14 protein-coding genes are annotated in these 20,385 nt (G+C 70.6%); 8 read left to right on the forward strand and 6 right to left on the reverse strand.

Translation table 11 applies throughout. The annotated features are described in order from the left end of the window. Nucleotides 1-34: 34 nt before the first annotated feature. The 7 genes from rnpA (at nucleotide 35) to ACFQRD_RS11330 (ending at nucleotide 6,397) form a co-directional block, all read left to right on the forward strand. The gene (rnpA, locus tag ACFQRD_RS11300) at nucleotides 35-403 is read left to right on the forward strand and encodes a ribonuclease P protein component (protein WP_377017933.1); all 369 of its coding nucleotides are present in this window, start codon (nucleotides 35-37) and stop codon (nucleotides 401-403) included. Further along, entirely contained in the window at nucleotides 400-741 is a 342-nt protein-coding gene (gene yidD, locus ACFQRD_RS11305) for a membrane protein insertion efficiency factor YidD (RefSeq protein WP_377017931.1), read from the forward strand. The genes rnpA and yidD overlap by 4 nt, the downstream gene beginning before the upstream one ends. A gap of 85 nt (nucleotides 742-826) precedes the next feature. Then, complete coding sequence (gene yidC / locus ACFQRD_RS11310) at nucleotides 827-1,933, forward strand: membrane protein insertase YidC (RefSeq protein WP_377017929.1); 1,107 nt, start codon at nucleotides 827-829, stop codon at nucleotides 1,931-1,933. A gap of 71 nt (nucleotides 1,934-2,004) precedes the next feature. Further along, nucleotides 2,005-2,727: a protein jag gene (locus ACFQRD_RS11315; RefSeq protein ID WP_377017926.1), complete on the forward strand. Its 723-nt coding sequence runs from the start codon at nucleotides 2,005-2,007 to the stop codon at nucleotides 2,725-2,727. Between the two features lie 8 nt (nucleotides 2,728-2,735). After that, a complete protein-coding gene (gene rsmG / locus ACFQRD_RS11320; protein ID WP_377017924.1) occupies nucleotides 2,736-3,401 on the forward strand; it encodes a 16S rRNA (guanine(527)-N(7))-methyltransferase RsmG in 666 nt (221 codons plus the stop codon). A gap of 34 nt (nucleotides 3,402-3,435) precedes the next feature. Beyond that, nucleotides 3,436-4,317: a ParA family protein gene (locus ACFQRD_RS11325; protein WP_377018131.1), complete on the forward strand. Its 882-nt coding sequence runs from the start codon at nucleotides 3,436-3,438 to the stop codon at nucleotides 4,315-4,317. Between the two features lie 88 nt (nucleotides 4,318-4,405). Next, a complete protein-coding gene (locus tag ACFQRD_RS11330) occupies nucleotides 4,406-6,397 on the forward strand; it encodes a ParB/RepB/Spo0J family partition protein (RefSeq protein WP_377017922.1) in 1,992 nt (663 codons plus the stop codon). Between the two features lie 2,845 nt (nucleotides 6,398-9,242). Here ACFQRD_RS11330 and ACFQRD_RS11335 read toward each other — a convergent pair. The 6 genes from ACFQRD_RS11335 to ACFQRD_RS11360 all read right to left on the reverse strand — a co-directional run bounded on the left by ACFQRD_RS11335 (nucleotide 9,243) and on the right by ACFQRD_RS11360 (nucleotide 18,546). Then, nucleotides 9,243-9,656: a hypothetical protein gene (locus ACFQRD_RS11335; protein ID WP_377804252.1), complete on the reverse strand. Its 414-nt coding sequence runs from the start codon at nucleotides 9,654-9,656 to the stop codon at nucleotides 9,243-9,245. A gap of 22 nt (nucleotides 9,657-9,678) precedes the next feature. Continuing rightward, on the reverse strand, nucleotides 9,679-10,782 hold the full coding sequence (gene trxB / locus ACFQRD_RS11340; RefSeq protein WP_377804254.1) for a thioredoxin-disulfide reductase: 1,104 nt from the start codon (nucleotides 10,780-10,782) through the stop codon (nucleotides 9,679-9,681). A 118-nt stretch (nucleotides 10,783-10,900) separates the two neighbouring features. Then, complete coding sequence (locus ACFQRD_RS11345) at nucleotides 10,901-11,470, reverse strand: hypothetical protein (protein ID WP_377804256.1); 570 nt, start codon at nucleotides 11,468-11,470, stop codon at nucleotides 10,901-10,903. After that, on the reverse strand, nucleotides 11,467-14,247 hold the full coding sequence (locus ACFQRD_RS11350; RefSeq protein ID WP_377804258.1) for a hypothetical protein: 2,781 nt from the start codon (nucleotides 14,245-14,247) through the stop codon (nucleotides 11,467-11,469). Before ACFQRD_RS11350 ends, ACFQRD_RS11345 begins: the two co-directional genes overlap by 4 nt. Nucleotides 14,248-14,302: 55 nt before the next feature. Next, nucleotides 14,303-16,045, reverse strand: a complete 1,743-nt coding sequence (gene murJ / locus ACFQRD_RS11355) for a murein biosynthesis integral membrane protein MurJ (protein ID WP_377804260.1) — start codon at nucleotides 16,043-16,045, stop codon at nucleotides 14,303-14,305. Then, nucleotides 16,045-18,546, reverse strand: coding sequence for a DUF6049 family protein (locus tag ACFQRD_RS11360; RefSeq protein ID WP_377804262.1), 2,502 nt, complete (start codon nucleotides 18,544-18,546; stop codon nucleotides 16,045-16,047). Before ACFQRD_RS11360 ends, murJ begins: the two co-directional genes overlap by 1 nt. A gap of 206 nt (nucleotides 18,547-18,752) precedes the next feature. On the opposite strand from ACFQRD_RS11360, the gene ACFQRD_RS11365 reads away from it, so the two are divergent. Continuing rightward, nucleotides 18,753-20,168 carry a CCA tRNA nucleotidyltransferase gene (locus ACFQRD_RS11365; protein ID WP_377804285.1) on the forward strand — a complete coding sequence of 472 codons (1,416 nt, stop codon included), beginning with the start codon at nucleotides 18,753-18,755 and terminating at the stop codon, nucleotides 20,166-20,168. The last annotated feature ends 217 nt before the right edge of the window (nucleotides 20,169-20,385 follow it).

Below are 20,385 nucleotides of genomic sequence, written 5' to 3' on the forward strand. Positions count from 1 at the left end.
GCCGCCGTGACCGGACCCGCAGCACCATGGCTCTGTGAACTGGTCTAGTCACCGGCTCCGCACCGGCGACGAATTCCGCGCCGTCACCCGGGGTGGCGTGCGCAGCGCCCGATCCCACGTGGTCGTGCACCTCAGCCTGCTCTCGCAGGAGGGGGACGCACCCCGCGTGGGATTCGTCGTGTCCAAGAAGATCGGCAACGCCGTCGTGCGGAACCGGGTCACCCGCCGGCTGCGGGAGATCGCCCGTGCCCACCTCGACCGCTTGCCTCCCGGATCGGCGGCGGTGATGCGGGCGCTGCCGGGCATCGAGCAGCAGCCCTTCGCCGCGCTCGAGGCCGACGTCGTCGCCGCGCTGGGCTCGGCCGCGCGCAAGCTCGAGCGTCGTCGGGAGGCGGCGCGATGACGATGCACCAGGCCAACCGGGCTCGAGGGCGCAACCGGGGCAACGCCTCGCACGGCGCGCTGCGGGCGGTGCTGCGGCTCCCGCGCCGGGTTCTCGCACTGCTGGTGCGTGCCTACCAGGTCGGCATCTCCCCGTACACGCCGCCCGCCTGCCGGTACGACCCGGTGTGCTCGCAGTACGGCATGGACGCCCTGCGCGTGCACGGCGCGCTCAAGGGGACGCTGCTGACCATCGGGCGGATCGTGCGCTGCAACCCGCTCACCCGCGGCGGTCCCGATCCGGTGCCTGCACCGGGCATGTGGAGGAATCCACGCCGACTGCGGCACCCGGCCCGCTAGGGCCTACCCTTGTCCAAGACTCCCGACCACAGCCGTCACCTCGTATGAACGTCATGCGCATCCGGGCGGCAGGAAGACCAGGCCGATGAACCCCCTGTTTCCCATCGAGTGGGCCGTCGCATGGCTCATGGTGCAGTTCCATGCGCTGCTGTCCACGTTCATGGAACCGGACTCCGGCATCACGTGGGTGCTGTCGATCGTCGGCCTCACGGCCGTGGTGCGCACCCTGATCATCCCGCTGTTCGTCCGGCAGATCCGGGCCTCGCGCGCGATGCAGATGGTCTCGCCCGAGCTCAAAGAGGTCCAGAAGAAGTACAAGGGCAAGACGGACCAGGCCTCCCGCCAGAAGATGGCGGAGGAGACGATGGCGCTGTACAAGGATGCCGGCGCCAGCCCGTTCTCCTCGTGCCTGCCGATGCTGCTGCAGATGCCGATCTTCTTCGGCCTCTTCCGTGTGCTCTACGTCAAGCTCCCCGATGCGGCCGACGGTGAACGCTTCGGACCGCTGACCTCGGACCTGGCTCGCAGTGCCAGCAACTCCACCATCTTCGGCGACGTCACCATCGCCGATTCGTTCCTCAACGCGGGCGAGGGTGGCATGACCACCCGGATCGTCGCCGCCATCATCATCGCGTGCATGTGTGCAGTCACCTTCTTCACCCAGAAGGAACTGACCATGAAGAACATGCCGAAGGCGGCCCTCGAGGGCCCCATGGCGAACACGCAGAAGATGATGCTGTACATGCTCCCGTTCATCTACGTGATCACGGGGCCGGGCATGCCGATCGGTGTGCTCATCTACTGGCTGACCACCAACGTGTGGACCTTCGGCCAGCAGTACATCGTCATCCGCGCCACCCCCACCCCGGGATCGGACGCGGAGAAGGAGCGCCAGTCGCGCATCAACGCCAAGCGCGAGCGCAAGGGCCTCGAGCCGCTCGACTTCACCCCGCCCAAGAAGGTCAGCGAACCCGAGCCCGATCCGCAGATCCGCGTGCAGCCGGTGAGCAAGAACCGCGGCGGCAAGAAGCTCACTGACCAGGAGAAGCTCGAGCGCGCCCGCGCGGCCCGTGCGAAGGCCGCCGAGGAGCGGCGCAAGGCCCAGGAGGCGGCCGGCGAGACCCCGACGCCGCCCCCGTCGACGTCCCCGCTGAACAAGAGGGCGAAGAAGAAGTCCAAGCGCAAGAAGTGACCTCGCACCCCGGGAGCACGGACGCTCCCGGGAGCGCACCCGATTCATCCCAGCATTCCTCGGAGGACCGAATGAACGACACCACGCCTGATGTCCCGACCGCCGGCGAGGCCGACGACCAGCCGGTGACCGCGCCCGAGCAGTCCGCCGCGTCCGAGGCCTCTGCCCGGTCCGCCCCGGAGCCCGCCGCTGAGTCCGGGCATGCCGGGCAGTCCGGCCCCGAGGTGGCCCGACCTGCCGAGTCGGCCGACGAGGAGGACCGTGGTGCCTCCGGCGACCTGGAGGACGGCGGGGAGGACGAGGCCGATCCGACGGAGTCCTCCCAGGAGCGGCTGCGCCGGCTCGAGGAGGAGGGCGATATCGCCGCCGACTACCTCGAGGAGCTGCTGGACATCGCCGATCTCGATGGCGACATCGACATCGACGTGGACGGGGATCGCGCCTCGGTCGAGATCCGCGGCGCCCACCAGCTGGAGAAGGTGAACCGGCCCAAGGGCGAGGTGCTCGACGCTTTGCAGGAGCTCGCGCGGCTGGCCGTGCAGACCCGCACCGGCAACCGCTCCCGGCTCATGCTCGACATCGGCGGCTTCCGCGCCGAGCACAAGGACAGCCTCGAGGCCCTCGCCGCCCAGGCGGCCGCCGAGGCGAAGGAGACCGGTGCCCCGGTCCCGATGCGACCGATGAACCCGTTCGAGCGCAAGGTCGTCCACGACGTCGCCAAGCGCGAGGGCCTGCGGTCGGAGTCCGACGGGGACGGCAAGAGCCGCCATGTCGTGATCTACCCCGGATCCTGAGGCGCCCGATGCTGTCCCTGCCCGACTCGCTGCGCCCGTCGGCCGAGCGTCTGTTCGCGGACCGTCTCGAGCTGGCGGAGCGCTTCACCGGCATGCTCGCCGAGCAGGGCCCCGAACGCGGACTCATCGGCCCGCGCGAGGTGGAGCGGCTGTGGGAGCGGCACATCCTCAACTGTGCGCTGATGGCCGACGCGATCGACCCCGACGCCTCGACGCTGGCCGACGTCGGATCCGGTGCGGGACTGCCCGGTGTGGTGCTTGCGATCGCGCGGCCGGGAGTGAGGGTCACGCTCATCGAGACCATGCAGCGCCGGGCGACGTGGCTCGAGGAGATCGAGGCGGAGCTCGGCCTGGGGCTGGAGGTCGTGCGCGCCCGCGCGGAGGATCTGCACGGTGCGCGCAGCTTCGACGTCGTCACCGCCCGGGCGGTCGCCGCCCTGGACAAGCTCGCACGCTGGACGCTGCCGCTGGTCGGCGAGGGCGGCCAGCTGCTGGCGATGAAGGGCAGTTCGGCCGCCGACGAGCTGGACGCCGCCCAGAAGGTGCTGCGCCGGCTCGGCGGCACCGATGCCCAGATCTCCCAGTACGGGGTCGGTGAGGTCGAGGTTCCCACTACAGTGGTCCAAGTGCGTCGCCGGGTGCCGGCGAGCAGGAAGGGAGATCCACGTGGCTGACCAGCGCGAAGATTCCTCTCCGGGCCGTGGGCCGATGGAGGACACTCCGCTGATGCGCGAGCTCGCCCGGGATCACGCTCGCCGCAAGGAGCTCGAGGGCCTCGAGTTCGAGGCGCCGGCGAGCACGCGCGTGATCACCATTGCCAACCAGAAGGGCGGCGTCGGCAAGACGTCGACCGCCGTGAATCTGGCGGCGGCTCTGTCCATGGGCGGCCTGCAGGTGCTGGTCATCGACTCCGACCCGCAGGGCAATACCTCGACCGCTCTGAACATCGAGCACCACGCCGAGGTGCCCAGCATGTACGAGGTGCTGGTGGAGTCGGCGGCGATGCAGGACGTGGTCCAGGACGTCCCGGACATGGCCGGCCTCCACTGCGCCCCGGCGACGATCAACCTCTCCGGCGCCGAGATCGAACTGGTCGCTCTGGTGGCCCGTGAGAACCGGCTGCGCAACGCCATCCGGGACTATCTGGCCTTCCGGGAGGAGCAGGGCCTGCCCCGGCTGGATTACGTGCTGATCGACTGCCCGCCCTCGCTGGGCCTGCTGACCGTGAATGCGCTGGTCGCGGCCCGCGAAGTGCTGATCCCCATCCAGGCCGAGTACTACGCGCTCGAGGGCCTGACGCTGCTGCTGAACAACATCGATCTGATCCGCCAGCACCTGAACCCCGAGCTGGTGGTCTCCTCGATCATGCTGACCATGTACGACGCCCGAACCCGGCTCGCCGCACAGGTCGCCCAGGACGTCCGGGACCACTTCCCGGAGCAGACCCTGGAGACGACGATCCCGCGTTCCGTGCGGATCTCCGAGGCGCCGAGCTACGGCCAGACGGTGCTGACGTACGATCCGGGTTCCAGCGGCGCTCTCGCGTATCGAGCAGCGGCGCACGAACTGACCATTCGCCCCGCTCCATGACACCGACCTCGGAACGACGCCGCGGTGAGACCGCGAGCGTTCCTGGTCCCACCCACGGTGGACGACATTTTCCGGAAGGACAACGGCCATGACGCAGAAGCGAGGACTGGGTCGCGGACTCGGCGCCCTGATCCCGGGAGCGGGCGCCACACCCGCACCTGAGCAGGAGCTTCGTACTCGCACGCGCCCGCCGTCGGAGGCCGAGGACCAGGGGGCCAGTGAGCGCCCGGTGGACATGTTCTTCTCCGGCGAGAAGGCGTCGGACGACGAGAACCGCCCCGCGCGTGAGCGGGCCGATCGCCAGGACCTGGCCGACGCGATGGCGCGCGCCGCTGCCGAGCGCCGCGGCCGAGGGTCGACATCGTCATCCCGCTCCGCCGGCTCCCGGGGAGCTTCCGCCGCGAAGCGGTCGACGTCGCGAGCCCCGGCCGCCGGGCAGTCCGACCAGGCCGACCAGGCTCCCGACGGTGCTGCGAGCACGGCCGGTACGGCATCCGGCTCGACATCGAGCGGCGGCAGGAAGCCCGCTGCCGGCAAGAAGACCACCGCCGGCAAGAAGCCGGTCGCCGCCAAGAAGCCCGCCGCTGCCAAGAAGCCTGCCGCCGACAAGGAGACTGTCGCCGACAAGGAGTCTGCCGCGCAGAGCGCGGACAGCAGCACGGAGAGCTCGTCGGCGTCATCTCGTGGCACTGCTGGCGGCACGGGCTCGTCCGCCCGCACGACATCGAGCCGGAAAGCCTCCACCGGGAGCACTTCGATGCGCTCCCGCGGCTCCTCCGCCAGCGCCGCCGCCAGCGGTACGGCCACTGCTCCTGCGACGGCGAAGGAAGCGGACCCGGCAGCGGCAAGCGCTTCCCCGGGACCCGCCCCGGGTCGTTCCACGACCGCTGAAGACAGCCCCGTGGTCGACGTCGAGGCCGTGGAGCTGACTCCTGCGCAGGCTGCCGAGGCTGCCGCGGGCCAGGAGTCGGCTGCCGGCTCCTCGGCGGGGACTTCGCCGGTCACGCACGCCGACACCGACACCGATGGGGCCGGGGCGGTCGATGGGACCGCGCCGGAATCACCGGAGGACGTCCGCGAGAGCCAGGACGGCGCGCCCGGAGGCCGGGATGGCGGGGAGGGCGACTCCGCGGAGACGCGGCGCGAGAGCAGCGTGGAGCCGGCCGCCGAGGGCGCTGAACCGGAAGCGGCGCAGGGGCCGTCGGCGGAGGAGGACCGTCAGGGTCTGCTCAGCGTGCCCGGTGCGGAGTTCGCGGAGGTCCCGATCCACGAGATCCGGGAGAACCCGCGCAACCCCCGCACGATGTTCGACGATGACGAGCTGGATGAGCTGGCGTACTCGTTGCGCGAGGTCGGCGTCCTCCAGCCCGTGGTAGTGCGCCCGATTCCGGTCACGGAGGATGGGGAGTCGTTCGAACTCGTCATGGGTGAGCGGCGCTGGCGCGCCGCTCAGCGTGCGGGACTCACCTCTATCCCCGCGATCATCCGGGAGACCAGCGATGACGATCTCCTGCGGGACGCGCTCCTGGAGAACCTTCACCGCACGCAGCTGAATCCGCTGGAAGAGGCCAATGCCTACCAGCAGCTCCTCGAGGACTTCGGATGCACCCAGGATGAGCTCGGCGAGCGTATCGGTCGCTCACGGCCTCAGATCACCAACACGATGCGTCTGTTGCGCCTGCCCGCCCTCGTGCAGCGACGGCTCGCCAGCGGGGCGCTGAGCGCCGGTCACGCCCGCGCGCTCCTGTCGCTGGACGACCCCTCACTGATGGAGGAGCTGGCGCAGCGAATCGTCAGTGAAGGGCTCTCCGTTCGTGCCGTGGAACGCTTGGTGGCCCGTGGCGGGCAGCAGCAGGCGACCACCCGCACGCCCCGCCGCAGCACGTACGACCCGCACGTGGTCGATCTGACCAGCCGACTGTCGAACCGCCTGGAGACCCAGGTGCGAATCGACGTCGGCAAGCGCAAGGGCAAGATCACGCTCGAGTTCACCAACCTCGATGACCTGGAACGTCTGGTCGAGAACATCGGAGCCGGAGCAGGCGGGCACGCGGACTCGGAGGACCAGCCCGAGAGCTGAATCCGCTGGACTAATGCATGGAGGGGGTCGGCAGTGATGCCGGCCCCCTTGTGCATGGTCGCTGCCCGTGGCCGGGGGCGGGGCGTCGTATCCGCGATGAGCGCCTCGGACAAGTAGCTGCCCCTAGTGAAGCCAGAGGGCGCCCGTGCCAGCTGGGCTCGGCCTGGTGTCGGGAGGGCCCCGACCACGGGCGAGTCTCTTGCTGCGCCCGGAAGTAGACGGTCTGCCGGGGATGGTCCGCAGGGAGCTGACGCGAGGGGCTCTGCATGTCAGAATAACGCGCCATCGCCTCGATCCTTACCCCCCCCCGGCCCGGACAGGCGCGCCGGTGAGCATGTGCGGTACCGCGGGCCGCGGTCTCCCTCTTGCAGTCCGCGGCGCCCTTCTGCCTTTTCCACCGATGTGCATGATGTTGTGGATAGTGCCCGTCGGTGAGGGGTGCCGAGGCAAGGTGGCGACATTGCTTGGGTGAATGTGGATGGTCCCCCGCGCCGGCGAGCCGTCGGGCGATCGTCGGTTCCCTTGTTTCCCGTGGAACGTCAGGCGCGGGTGCGCTGAAAGCCCCGCCTCCGGGCCGGCGGGTTTGGGTCAGCAACGCCTTATCGCTTTGCTGTCGCGAAGGGTCACGCTGGGTTCCCCGTGAAACGTACTGTTGTCAGTGGCGTGGCGAGGACGGAGCGCATCCGTATCTCAGGACGAGTAGACGGCCCGACGGCGACTAGGGTGCCACTCGGCGTTTCCCGTGAAACTCGGTCGTTGCGTCGTTGCGTCGTTGCGTCGTTGCGTCGTTGCGTCGTTGCGTCGTCGCGTCATTGCCTCGTTGCAGCCGCTGCGGGCCGCCTGACCCAGCAAAGGTGCAAGCAGGTTCGGAGCGTTTCCTGTGAAACCACAGCCGACGGGGATGCGGGGACGTTGAGTCGGCTGACAAGCTTCGGGAGAGCCCTTCGCGCCAACCATTGGGCGCGAACGCGATCAGGGCTGCACTTTGCTTGCCGGCACGTACCGGTTCACGTGAATCTCCGTCGATCTCGGCCTCGGATTCGCGATGTCGGATTCGCCGGTGGGTTCACGTGAAACCGGGATCCATTGGAGGGCGTCTCGAGGGCATCGCAGTGGCGCTCCTTCGTGGCGCACAGCGACGCCCTCGCATTCCACGGGGCGGACGCTTCAGTCAGCAGCTTCCCCGCAAAGTCAGTTTCCCGTGAAACCCGTCTCGGGCGGCCTCAGGGGGTCCGGGCTGCAGTTCGGTGCGGCTCGTGGCCGCGATATGGGCCTCGACGGGGTGAGTTGTCCACCGATCGTATTCTGGGAACCCGCGACGTCCGACACGAACGGTCTGACCTCGCTGGCCTGCGTGGGTACCGATCCTGCGGACGTGAAGGCTCTTCGCCTCTCCCATGAGGAGGCCGACCGTCGTAGTGAGCGCGGGTGCGGCATGTTGGCGGGTGAGCCTGCGGCGCAGCTTGCCCCGCCTAGCGTTGCGTTTCACGTGAAGCGGGCAAGGTAATGGCAACAGTCCTGGTTGGACCCCTCGGTCGGCGCCTGTCGCTCCACCTGTCCGGGTCGTCGGCTGGAAGTCGTTCTGGGGCCCGCAGTGAGCTCCCACCGTCACCGCGCTGCGTGGCCACGTAGTAGGGAGGGAGGGAGGCAGCTGGCGTTGCTGTGGTCTCTGGGCCTCGCTACACGTGAAACGCTCTGTGACTGGCGCGAGGTACCGCGGGCGTCCGAGGCCGGACGGTCCCTCCCATGAGGACGCAGGGCTTTCCGTTTCACGTGAAGCCGCCAGGGGCCCATGTGTGGCCGGAGTGGAGTGCGCGGTGGGTCGATCGCCGCGGATTAGTGCGTGTTGTATTGGGCCAATGCGCCGTCGATGTGTCAGAGCAGGCCTCGGGCTCGGTCGGCAACTGGCTCGCCCCGGAACAAACGGCCCTAGTTTCACGGGAAACACGCTGCGGCGACTGCTCCCGGCGTCGGCGTGCGGCGTGGGTGTCCGACGCGCAAAGACTTCTACCGCCGCTCCTGTCTGTTTCACGTGCAACTCGGGCTGCGCGCCCGAGGCTACAACCGGGTCGTGGGTGCGCCTTCAGATGGGCACGCATTCAGACCAGCCTCCGCCCTCCACGATGGTCCGGGTCGGCACGACTCCGCATGGTTTCACGCGAAACTGGGCGCTCATATCGTCGGCGACGGGTGTCTAGGAAGGGCGACCCAGCGGGACCGGCGCCATCCCCGGGCGAGACGTTTCACGGCGAACCGGCAGCACGTGCCTGACATTGCAATCGGGCCGGCGGTTAACGCGAGGTGGACGGCGGATGGCAAGGAAGCGGACCGAGCGCGCTCGGCGCTGTCAACTCCCGGCGCTGGGCTCACGCCAGAGCACGCCAACCAAGGGCCCGAACCACGTGAAACCACGGGGAAGGTACGCCAGTAGCCGGCTACGGGCTCCGTCGGTAGCCGAGTAGTGCGATGTTGACGCGCTCTGCAGTGGGCCGATCCACGTGAGTACCGTGCACAGTGTGCGTAACGATGTGGAAAAGTGCGCCAAGCGGGTTCCAGCACAGTTGGTCCACGTGGAGATAACACCGCCGGGAACGAGTGAAGTACATCACTAGAGCGACCATCTGTGCAGGTCAGCCCCGCGATCGCTCTCCTTGAGGACGGACCGAGACCCTGGACTTGTCCACACCACGTTGTGGACAACGGTGTGGACCACGCGCCCAGCGCCTGTGGACAACAGTGTGGATAACCCTGTGCACAACCTATTCGCGCACGCCACTGCGGTTGTTCTCGGGCAACTTGACAGCCACCGCGCGGAGAGCTCCCGGTGGCGCGTCCCCCTCCAGAACTACGCGTCGGCCCGCCCCGAGCGCGGGCCGAACTCGGAGGCGACCACGTGCTTCGGAAGCGCACCGCGACGGCGGTGGACCAGCCGCCACGGCCCGGCGAGAACGAGATCCTCTCCCGTCATGCCGAGGCCGCGTAGTTCCTCGACGACCAGGAGCGCGGACCCAGTCGCGTGAACGTCCGTGCCGGCCACCCCGTCGTCGGGAACCTCCCCCCGCTCGAACCCCATCCACGTCGGGAGCACATCGACTTCAAGACGATCCAGCACGTCCTCGTGCGCGTCGTCGATGATGAGCGTGGCAACGGTGCTGCCCCAGCGCCGTGAGAGCTCGCGCAGCACCGTCGGGGCCGGCCTCGCCGGGCCGGCCCAGTCAGCCGTGACCAGTACGACGGCCTGAGACGGTGCGTGAACCATGGGTGCGGGCGATCAGGGCACCTCAGCCGGCGGCGGGCTGCGCCTCGGCAGTCACCACGACGGTCTCCTCCGGGTCCGCCGTCTTCGCCTCCGCACCGGCCAGAGCGTCGCGATCGGTCAACCACCGCTCCGCGTCCAGCGCCGCCTGGCATCCGGTCCCGGCCGCGGTGATGGCCTGGCGGTAGGTGTGGTCCACGACGTCCCCCGCCGCGAACACCCCCGGGACGGACGTGTACGTGGAACGGCCCTCGCACACGATGTAACCCTGCTCGTCGAGCTCCAGCTTTCCGCGCAGAAGCTCCGTGCGGGGAAGGTGGCCGATCGCCTCGAACACCGCGGAGGTCGCCATGGTGCGCTCCTCGCCGGTGACGGTGTCCCGCAGCGTCACGGACTCGACCTTGTCGCTCCCGTTGATGCTGACCACTTCGCTGTTCCACGCGAACTGCAGTTTGGGATCGGCTTCGGCGCGGCGGGCCATGATCTTCGAGGCGCGCAGCTGATCACGGCGATGGACCAGGGTGACGGACTTGCCGAAGCGGGTCAGGAACGTCGCCTCCTCCACGGCGCTGTCGCCGCCACCGATCACCACGATGTCCTGATCCTTGAAGAAGAACCCATCGCAGGTCGCGCACCAGCTGACGCCCTTGCCGGAGAGCTCCTTCTCCCCGTCGACGCCGAGTTCGCGGTACGCAGAGCCCGTGGAGATGATCAACGACCGGGACCGGTACACGGTGCCGTCGTCGAGGGTGACCGTCTTGACGTCTCCCTCGAGCTGGAGGTCGACGGCGTCCTCGTAGACGATCTCGGCACCGAAGCGCTCAGCCTGTTCCTGCATCGTGGTCATCAGCTCGGGGCCCTGGATGCCGTCGACGAAGCCGGGGTAGTTCTCGACGTCCGTCGTGGTCATCAGGGCGCCACCGGCGTCGAGCGCGCCCGCGATGACGATGGGCTTCATCTCGGCGCGCGCGGTGTAGATCGCGGCGGTGTAGCCGGCAGGCCCCGAACCGACGATGACCACCTCGTGGATGGTCTCGTCACCCGTGGGCTCGGGTGCGGCCGCCGGTGCGGTGTCCGCCGAGGCGGCGGCGCCCCCGAGGATGTTGAGGGCCTGGATGGGCTGCGACATGGGTGATGTCCTTCCGTGGGATGCGTCGTGGTCGGTCAGCGGGAGCACCGCGATCAAGTATGGAGCAGAGGAGGGCGAGACGCCGGTGGCCGGTCGTGACCGAGGTGCGTCGGTGACGTCAGAGGGAGCCGATCATCACGCTTCCGGACCACAGTCGTGACTGCTGCGGGTCCACGTCGCCTCCGTCGGCCGATCCGCAGTTGGGCAGGACGACGGTCGCCGAGACGGTGCCGCCGTTGGCGCGCAGCGTCTCGCGGTCCATCGGACCGTGGACGAGCAGCCAGCCGTGCGTCTCGTCGGTGCCCCACGCCACCTCCTCCATGATCAGGATCGAGTCCTGGATTCCTTGTTCCCGCAGGCACTCGGTGGCGTCGAAGCTGGTCGGCGGCTGGATCATGCCGGCGTCGACGAGCCTCTGGACCTCGGTGCCGAGAGTTGTCTCCGTGATAACGGGGAGACCGGACGAATTCTTCCCGGCGCCCGTGGGCGCATCGACCGCGGAGGACCCGGAATGGGTGCGACTGGCGGTGGACTGCTCGAGAGCGGCCGCCAGCAGTGCTCCCAGGAGAGCGGCGATCACCATCGCGACCAGGATCAGCTGGACCGGGATGCCCAGTACCGACGTGCGGCGCGGACCGCTCCCGCCCCGGTGATGGCGCGACGAGGAACGGAACCCGAGCCGTCTCATTCGACGCGGATCTCCGCGATGCGGGCCCGGAACTTGCCGGACTCCTCGCTGTCGGGCGGCAGGTCGCTGGGCCACAGGATGACCTTGTCCGTCTCCACGGGCTCGCCCGGCTCCAGACGGACCTCACCGTCTCCGGCGAACTCGCCGCTGGCCAGGACGTCCCCCGGGGAGCCGTCGTCGTTCACGGCGCGCAGCTCCAGCGTCCCGCCGCTGTTGCGGGCGGTGGTGACGGTCACCGCCGAGAGCTTCGACTGCTCCACCAGATTCACCCGGACGCCGACGCCCTCCTTCAGGCCGCCGTAGTCGGGACTCGCGTAGTACTTGGTGGACCAGAAGGTCCCGGGGTCCCCGTCGGTGATCCGCTCCTGCTGGTCGGCGTTGTCCGGCGGCTGATCAGTGCCCTGCGCGAACAGCTCGATGCCGCCGATCTGCGCGGCGGGCAGCTCGGGTTCCTCGGTGTGCTGGGTGGGCTCGACCGGCGCCTCGTCCGTCTCGGTCTCCGTGGGTGAGGCGACGGGCGAGGTGTCCAGCGGGTTGGCCATGCGTTCGCGCAGCCCGGACGTGACGGTGGTCAGCGCGAACACCAGGGCCACGATGACCACCAGCACGCCGCCGATGAGGATCCACTGCGACTGCCGGGAGCGTTCCTCCGCCTGCGTCGGGCCCAGCGCGTAGGTTTCGGGGTCGTCGGCGTCGACAGCGATGCCGACCACGTCGCGGAACAGCGTGCCGCGGCCCGACGGCACCGTGGCCTCCTCGGGCGGATCCTCCAGGGCGGAGCGATCGCGACCGCGCACCACGATGGGGCCGTCGCTGACCACCGGCGCCAGGGACTCGGTGCGTCCCGAGACCGCCATCGGTGCCGGTGACCCGGCGCTGGGGGTGTGATGGACCGGGCCGGCCGAGGTGGGAGTCGCCGCCTCGGCAGCCGCTGCGTCCTCATCCTGCTGCGGGGTCTGCGTATCGGGCACACCGCTCGCGTCGGGATGCTCGGGCGAGGTCCGACGCGGCTGCTCGGCAGGTGCCGTGCTGTGTTCCGGAGCCTGTGACGGCGAGAGCGGATCGGCGGCTTCGGCGTCGTGGACCGGAGTCAGCGGCCACTGGGTGCCTGCGGTGCGCGCGGGGATGTCCGGGTCGACCGATTGCGAGCCGGCGGCCACACCTCCGGCGGCGACGGCGCCCGCTCCCGCTGCGGCAGGGGCCGATGACTGCTCCGGGGAGCCGGAGTGCGGGGCGTGGCCGGAGTGCGACGGCTCCGACGGCTGGGTGCGGTCCGACGCCGCCGGCGCCTCCTGCGGCTCGGGAGCGGCAGGGGTGGTGGGACGCGGCGGCGGCGTGATGTCGAGCTGACCGGGGAACGGGCTGCTGGACCGCTTCTCGTCCAGGTGGAGATCCTCCACCAGCCCTCGGGCCTCGGCCGACGTCTGAGCGGTCTCCTCGGTCTCCACGGTCTCCGCAGGCTCCGCTGTGTCCACCGGCTTGGTCGTGTCCTCCGGCTCCGCAGCACCTGCAGGGCCCGGCGCGGCCCCGCGGGCCGCTGCCACCGCAGGCTCAGCTGCCGGCGCGGATGCTGCGGCGCTCGGGGCCTGGTCGCGCGCGGTATCCACCGGTGGCACGGGGCCGGGCGTTGAGCCGGGCGGAGTCGTCTGAGAGGTCGCCGCACCGACGGCGCCGGCCGCCGCCAGCGCTCCAGCGGTGGTGGGACCGGCAGCGGTGTGTGCCTCCGTGCCGGGGCCGGCCGGGCGGACGACCACCGTGTCCTCGTCCGGCTCTGACGGCTCTGACGGCTCTGACGGTTCGTCCGGGTGCGACGGTTCGTCCGTCACGGACGGTTTGTCCGGCTCGCCTCGCTCGTCCGTCCTGCCCGGCTCCCCGTGCTGCTGCGAGGGGCCGGCCGGGCGGCTCCCGCGCGGGTACGCCTCGAGCGTGACCGGGATGGACTGCCACGGCTCGAGGGCGGCGATCAGCCCGCGGGTGGTCTCGGGGATGTCGTCGGCCGTCTCGTTCAGCACCAGGTCGCACAGCAGGTCGAGATCCGCCGGGATCTCGGTGTCCACGATCGACGAGGGTCGCGGCACGGTTCCCGAGGCGTCGTGCTGCGGACTGCGGCCGGTGAGCGCGCGATACAGCAGCGCGACCAGAGCCGCGGTGTCCTGGAAGGAGGCGACCTCGCGCGAACGGTCGAGGTTGGTGTGCGCAGCCGCCTCCACTCCCACGCCGAGCACCGAGACCTCGCCCGAGGCCGTGTCGACGAACACGCGGTTGGAATCCAGGAACTGGTGGCGCACCCCGCGGCGGCGGGCGACCTCCAGGCCGGTCGCGGCCTCGCCGATGATCGAGCGGGCCGTCTCCGGGTGCAGCGGCCCCTTGCCGAGCAGGGCAGCGAGCGGCGGCGCGGGTGGCGGCGGGTACTCGACGATCGTCATCGGCCCCTCCCCGGTCGGCCCCTCCCCGGTCCGCGCCTGCCCGTCGGCTCCACCGGTTCCCTCGGCGGCGCGGGCGGGGCCGGCATCGCCAGGGTTCTCGTCCGAGCCCTCGAGCACCACGATGTCGCGCACGGGAACCAGGTGCGGGTCCTCGACCAGATAGGCGCGGCGGACGGCGTCGGCGGCCTCGAGAGCGGCCGGGCCGCGCACGATGAACAGGGTGACGCTCTCACCGGTGGCCACCGATCGGGCGCGATGCCACGCGGCGCCCTCGGCGACACCGGCCAGAGGGATCGTCCCCTCCAGGGTCCACCGGGAACGCAGCGCGTCCTGTTGCTCAGTCGTGTTCACGGACCGTCCTTCTCCTCGTCCTGCGGGCGTGCGCCCGTCACGAGCGCCTTCCATGCTACGAGCTCACTCTCGGACCACGGCGGGCCAGCTTATTGGTCGCTCGCTGGGCGTAGCCCACGAGCATCCGCACCTCGGCCACGTTCATCAGCCACGCCAGGGCCACGAACACGGCCGTCATGACGGCCGCGACGATCGCGCCGAGCCCCGCTGCCAGGACCCGGTGGACCCAGAACAGGTCCCCGGCCAGGGCGACCAGTCCCGTGCCGACCGCCCAGCTGACCACGGCGGCGCCGAGCAGCTTGCCCAGCACCCTCGCGCCCACGGCGAGCTGCGGCGGCGTGGTGCCCACGGCGCGCGCGTGGCGGCGCAGCTGCCAGGCGGCCAGGATCCAGGCGATCAGGTTCCCGAAGCTCGTGAAGGCGGCGGCGGAGAATGCCGCCCACTTCGGGTCCACCGTCGTGAGGATGATCGGCACCGAGAGCAAGGAGATCACCGTGATCGGGATCTGCGTGAGGAACGGCGTGCGTGCGTCCTCGTAGGCGTAGAAGACGCGCTTGATGAGGTAGAGCGACGCGAACGGCACCAGGCCCAGGATGTAGCCGATCAGCACCGTGCCGTTGGCGCGGGCCCCGATCTCCCCGGTGCCGCCGCCGATCACCCACATGATCGGCCCCGACAGGGCGATGAACACGGCCGTGCACAGCACCATCGGCACCGCCAGCAGCCGGTTGGTCTCGGCATAGCGGTCCAGCGCCCCGGCGTGCTCGCCCTCGGCCGCGTGCCGTGAGAGCGACGGGAACGCGGCGGTGACCAGGGTGACGGCGATGATGCCCTGCGGCAGCATGAACGCGAGGTAGGCCCACTCCATGGTCAGCAGCGCCGGGTACCGGGCCGCGAGGTCCGGCTGGTCCGCCAGCTGCTCCGTCATCCGCACCGCGTCGCCGGTGGCCCAGCGCGAGGACCAGATGCCCAGCTGACCCAGACCCAGCATGGCCAGCGTCCACAGCCCGATCCGGCTCAGCTTGCCCAGCCCCAGCCCGCGGAAGCCCCAGCGCGGGCGCAGCCGCAGGTCGAGCTTCTTGACGTACCAGAACAGGAACAGCACCTGCGCCGCGGATCCGCCGACGTTGATCGCGGCCATCGCGATGACCATCGGCATGGTCCATTCGTCCGGGGAGCCGACCTTCCCCCACACGCCCAGGAACATCGCGGCGCCGAGGATGGCGACGAGGTTGTTGAGCACGGGTGCCCACTGGTACGGACCGAAGGAGTCATGCGCATTCAGCAGCTGGCCGCACATGACGTACAGCGCCGAGAAGAAGATCTGCGGCATCATCCAGTAGCCCAGTTGCACCGCGAGCGCGAACGTCGCAGGGGGCAGCACGCCGCTGGTGACGGTCAGCAGCAGCGGCACCAGCAGGGTGCAGATGGCCGTGATCCCCAGGGCGACGGCGGCCACCAGCGTCATCAGCCGGGAGATGTAGTCGCTGCCGCGATCGGGACGCTTGACGGCGCGCACGATCGCCGGCACCAGGATCGCGTTCAGGGTGCCGCCGCCGACGAGCAGCCAGATGGTGTTGGGCAGGACGTTCGCGGCGCTGAAGGCGTTGGCGACGGCAGACATGGAGCCGGTGAAGATGGTGCCGAACAGGAAGTTCCGCACGAAGCCGAGCATGCGCGAGACCACCGAGCCGGAGGCCATCAGCACACTGGCCTGCAGCAGCTTCGTGCTGCTGGAGGGGACGGCCCCGACTCGGCGGTGGCGCGGGACATGCTGGACGCGGAGGGACGTGCTCATCAGGTCTCCTCCTCTCCGTGGTGGTGCTCGTGGTCGTTCATGGGACGGCGATGGGTGGCGGGCCCGCTCCGGCGCCCCCGGCGGGGCTCGCCGGCGGCGCCCGGGGGGCCGGAGTCCCCGGGCGGGTCCCGCTCCTCGTCCTCGCTGTGCTGCTCGGCCTCGTCGTCCTCGGCAACCACCGCCTCGGTCGCCGTCGTGTCGAGCATGGAGCGGCCGGTACGGGAGAGCTCGACGGGATCCTCGGGGCCGTGCACGGCGGGAGCCCGGGTGGCGGAGCCGGTGCGCCGGGCCCGGGCCACGCCGACGACCATCAGCACCCCCATGGCGATCACCAGCAGCAACGTGGTCCAGTTCTCCCACGCCGGGTTCACCGTCAGCGGGACATCGACCGGTTCGGTCAACCGCTGGCCGTCCTCGGCGGTCAGCACGGTGGTCAGGGTGACGGTGCCGTTGGCGATCGCCTCGACGGGGACGGTGGCGTCGACCTGTCCCTGGGCGGGGACCTCCACGACGGGCGCCTCACCGATGCGCACCAGCGGACGGTCCGAGGAGACGGCCGTGCGGACCCTGATGGGGGTGTCGAGCTGATTGGTGATGGTGATGGGCACACCGACGGAATCGGAGATCAGGTTGTACCCCGAGGCGGGAACCACCTGGATCTTCTCCTGCAGCTCATCGGAGACTGCGGCGGCGTCCTGGGCGCGCTCGGCAGGCACCTCGGGTGAGCCGCGCCATCGCACCGACGTGCCCGCCAGCACCTCGAGCCGGGGCGCCTCCAGCGGGGTGTCGTCCTCCATGGCGGCACCGAGGGCATCCAGCCGGTTCCAGGTGCCCTCCAGGTCCGCCAGCGCGTCGGGGTCCAGGAGCTGGGGGGACTCGGCCTCGTCCAGGTGGCCCCAGCGGCCGTTCTGCCCGGGGCCCGAGGGCCGGACGTCGCGCATGCTGAGCCGGCCCAGGGCCAGCAGCTCCCCCGATTCGCTCTGGGGGTCGGTCGTCCAGGAGCGATGGTCGGCAGCATCGAGCAGGTCGCCGGTGCGTCCGGGCTCCACCCAGGGCGCCGCGGCCAGCGCGTCCAGGGCGCTTTCGGCGGCCGCGGCATCCAGCGATGCCTCGGGATCCGGAGCGATCAGGAGGTGGCGAGGGGCGTCGGTGTACTCGGAGGCGATGGTGGCCGTCTCGGCGAGCAGGCGCTGGCGCGTCTGCTCCGTATCGGAGTCGCTGGTGAGTTGGGAGAATTCGGAGGACAGCACGGGATCCGGAGCGAGCACGGGCAGCTCCGATCCGGAACCGGCGCCCCCTTCGGCGGTGGATTCGACGACGCCGACGGAGCTCGGTGTCACGCTCGAGCCGGCATCCGCGCGCAGCGAGGTCGACGGCACGATCGCGGTGGTGGCGCCCGCGTCGGCCAGGCGCTGCAGGCCGGCGGCGTCTGTGTTCGGCCCCTCCAGGCGCATCGCCGAGGCGCGGGGCGCGATGTCCGCCTCCTCCCACGTGCTGCGGGCGCTCTCCTCGGCGGCACTGCGCACGCCGTCGGCTCCCGCCTCGCGCAGGCTGACCAGGTCGGCGCGCGCGTAGGGCATGCCCAGCACGGTGCGGTCGCCCACGCCCTGGCCCAGCGCGTCGGCCATCTCGGAAGCGGGCGCCGGGGCCTCGTACTCCCGTGGCGACTCCGGGGCCTCCTCCTCGTCCTCTGCGTCGTCGGGGGCGGGTGTGCCCTCCTCGGACTCGACGGGCAGCTGCGGCGGATCCAGCAGTGCCGGGTCCAGCCACCAGTCGACGTCCTCGCGCAGCGCGAGCTGCTCCAGCGAGGCCAGGCGGCCGGACTCCGCCGACTGCGCATGCGCCTCAGGAGCGGTGACCGGGGCGGAGGCGTCGAGGGCGGCCACCGGCAGCAGCACGGACTGGGTGATGGAGTCCTCGGTGCCGGCGGGCCGCCACACGACGAAGGAGCGGATCGCCGCCAGCGGCTCCTCGTCGGCGACGACGGTCAGCGAGATGCGGCGCGTGCCCCAGAAGTAGGGCTCCTCGGAGTAGGCGAGCTCCTCGGCGGTGGCCTCGATGGACAGGGTCGCGGACTCGCCCGGGTCCAGCTGGGGCACCTCCGGCGAGGTCGTCAGCGCGGGGCCGGTGGTATCCGGTGAGGAGTCGGCCTGCCAGTCGGCCACCATCGCGCGGTCGGTGACCCGGGAGGTGCGGGTGCGCAGCTCGAGCTCGACGTCGCTCAGCGGCTGCGACGAGGTGTTCGTCACCTCGACCTCCGCCTGGACCATCCCGCCCGGAGCGAGCGACGTGGGATCCAGGGAGACGAGATCCATGCTCACCGGCGAGTCGCCGGGAGGGTCCGGTGGCGCCTCGGGAGAGGGGCCGGTGCCCGCGGGACCAGCGGCGTCGGCCGCCGGAAGCAGCGTCGCCGGTCCGCTCACCAGCGCTGATGACGTGAGCAGCAGGACCGCCAGCAGCGCCGCGAGAATCGGGCGCACGAGTGGCGGGGACGACGGCATGGTGACACTGTAAGCGGCCGCTACCGTAGAGGGGCTGCGGGTGCACGAGACCTCTACATCGCGTCGACCCGCTTCCCGACCCCATGACAGGACGAGCAGTGACCAACCCCGTCGACCCCGTCGAGCCGAACCCCGCCGATGGCGATGCCGCTGAGACCGCTGAGACCGCTGAGCGGCTCGACGTCGCGCGCACCCGGTCCGCCTCGATGTTCCGCGCGCTGCCCGAGGAGATCCACGACCTCGGCCGCCGGTTCGAGGCGGCCGGCTTCGAGCTCGCCCTCGTCGGCGGGCCGGTGCGGGACGCGGTGCTGGGCCGCTCCAGTGCCGATCTGGACTTCACGACCTCGGCGCGGCCCGAGGAGACCGAGGCGATCCTGCGCGGCTGGACCCATGACGGTGCGGTGTGGGACATGGGCCGGGAGTTCGGCACCCTGGGCGGTGCCCGCGGGGGCGTGAAGGTGGAGATCACCACCTACCGCACCGAGTCCTACGACCCGGCCAGCCGCAAGCCGCAGGTCGCCTTCGGGGACACCCTTGCCGGGGACCTCTCCCGCCGTGACTTCACGGTCAACGCGATGGCGGTGCGCATCCCCTCGCTGGAGCTGGTCGATCCCTTCGACGGGCTCGGCGACCTCGCCCGCACGGTGCTGCGCACCCCCGTCGGCCCCGAGCAGTCCTTCACCGACGACCCGCTGCGCATGCTGCGCGCGGTCCGCTTCGTCTCCCAGCTCGGATTCCGCATCGAGGACTCCACGGCCGACGCGATCGAGGCGCTCGCGGAGCGTCTGTCCATCGTCTCGGCCGAACGCGTGCGCGAGGAGCTGGTCAAGCTGATGCTCGGTGCGCATCCCCGCGGTGGCCTCGAGCTGATGGTGGAGCTGGGCCTGGCCGACCATGTCCTCCCCGAGCTGCCCGGGCTGCGGCTGGAGATCGATGAGCACCACCATCACAAGGACGTCTACGAGCACTCGCTGACGGTGCTGGACCAGGCGATCGATCTCGAGAGCCCTCGGGGCTCCGGCGGGCCCTGCGAGGCACCCGACCTGGTGCTGCGCATGGCCGCGCTGATGCACGACGTGGGCAAGCCCGCCACCCGCCGGTTCGAACCTGGCGGTGCGGTCACCTTCCGGTTCCACGAGACGGTGGGCGCGAAGATGACCGCGAAGCGGATGCGCGCGCTGACGTTCGACAAGGACACCACCAAGAAGGTGGCCCGGCTGGTGGAGCTGCACCTGCGCTTCCACGGGTACGCCGACGCGCCCTGGACCGACTCGGCGGTGCGGCGCTACGTCACCGACGCCGGTGATCTGCTCCAGCACCTCCACCGCCTCACCCGGGCCGATGTCACCACCCGCAACCGGCGCAAGGCGCGCCAGCTGGCGCTGGCCTACGACGAGCTCGAGGCGAGGATCGATCACCTCGCCGAGCAGGAGGAGATCGGGAGGATCCGGCCCGACCTGGACGGCAACCGGATCATGGAGATCCTCGGGATGAGCCCCGGCCCGGCGGTCGGCGAGGCCTACAAGCATCTGCTGGATCTGCGCATGGAGCACGGCCCCCTCGGCGAGGAGCGTGCCATCGAGGAGCTGAAGGCATGGTGGGCCGCCCGCGGCCAGGAGTGACACCCTCGGGACCGGCGTCCCGGGCGGCCTCCTCGTGAGGGACGTGTGCAGGCGGGCAGGCTGGGTGTGAGCGGCGCCGCACGAGACGTGGATAGTCTGTGTGCTTCGACGCCGGGCCGTTCCGTCAGGCGCAGCGGCGTGCGCATACTGGGGAGCTGCGTGCCCCGGTGGCACGTGCACGCGTCCGTGCCCCCGAAGGACGTGTCCCCGAAGGACC

The organism is Brachybacterium sp. GCM10030268, from assembly GCF_042666305.1.
Taxonomy (GTDB): Bacteria; Actinomycetota; Actinomycetes; order Actinomycetales; family Dermabacteraceae; genus Brachybacterium.

Bases quoted from the DNA above. Each gene is read 5' to 3' on its own strand.
- ACFQRD_RS11315 (WP_377017926.1), top strand. From the start codon at position 2,005: ATGAACGACACCACGCCTGATGTCCCGACCGCCGGCGAGGCCGACGAC.
- murJ (WP_377804260.1), bottom strand. From the start codon at position 16,045: ATGAGCACGTCCCTCCGCGTCCAGCATGTCCCGCGCCACCGCCGAGTC.
- ACFQRD_RS11345 (WP_377804256.1), bottom strand. From the start codon at position 11,470: ATGAGACGGCTCGGGTTCCGTTCCTCGTCGCGCCATCACCGGGGCGGG.
- ACFQRD_RS11330 (WP_377017922.1), top strand. From the start codon at position 4,406: ATGACGCAGAAGCGAGGACTGGGTCGCGGACTCGGCGCCCTGATCCCG.
- ACFQRD_RS11335 (WP_377804252.1), bottom strand. From the start codon at position 9,656: ATGGTTCACGCACCGTCTCAGGCCGTCGTACTGGTCACGGCTGACTGG.
- ACFQRD_RS11365 (WP_377804285.1), top strand. From the start codon at position 18,753: ATGTTCCGCGCGCTGCCCGAGGAGATCCACGACCTCGGCCGCCGGTTC.
- yidD (WP_377017931.1), top strand. From the start codon at position 400: ATGACGATGCACCAGGCCAACCGGGCTCGAGGGCGCAACCGGGGCAAC.
- yidC (WP_377017929.1), top strand. From the start codon at position 827: ATGAACCCCCTGTTTCCCATCGAGTGGGCCGTCGCATGGCTCATGGTG.
- trxB (WP_377804254.1), bottom strand. From the start codon at position 10,782: ATGTCGCAGCCCATCCAGGCCCTCAACATCCTCGGGGGCGCCGCCGCC.
- ACFQRD_RS11325 (WP_377018131.1), top strand. From the start codon at position 3,436: ATGGAGGACACTCCGCTGATGCGCGAGCTCGCCCGGGATCACGCTCGC.
- rsmG (WP_377017924.1), top strand. From the start codon at position 2,736: ATGCTGTCCCTGCCCGACTCGCTGCGCCCGTCGGCCGAGCGTCTGTTC.
- ACFQRD_RS11360 (WP_377804262.1), bottom strand. From the start codon at position 18,546: ATGCCGTCGTCCCCGCCACTCGTGCGCCCGATTCTCGCGGCGCTGCTG.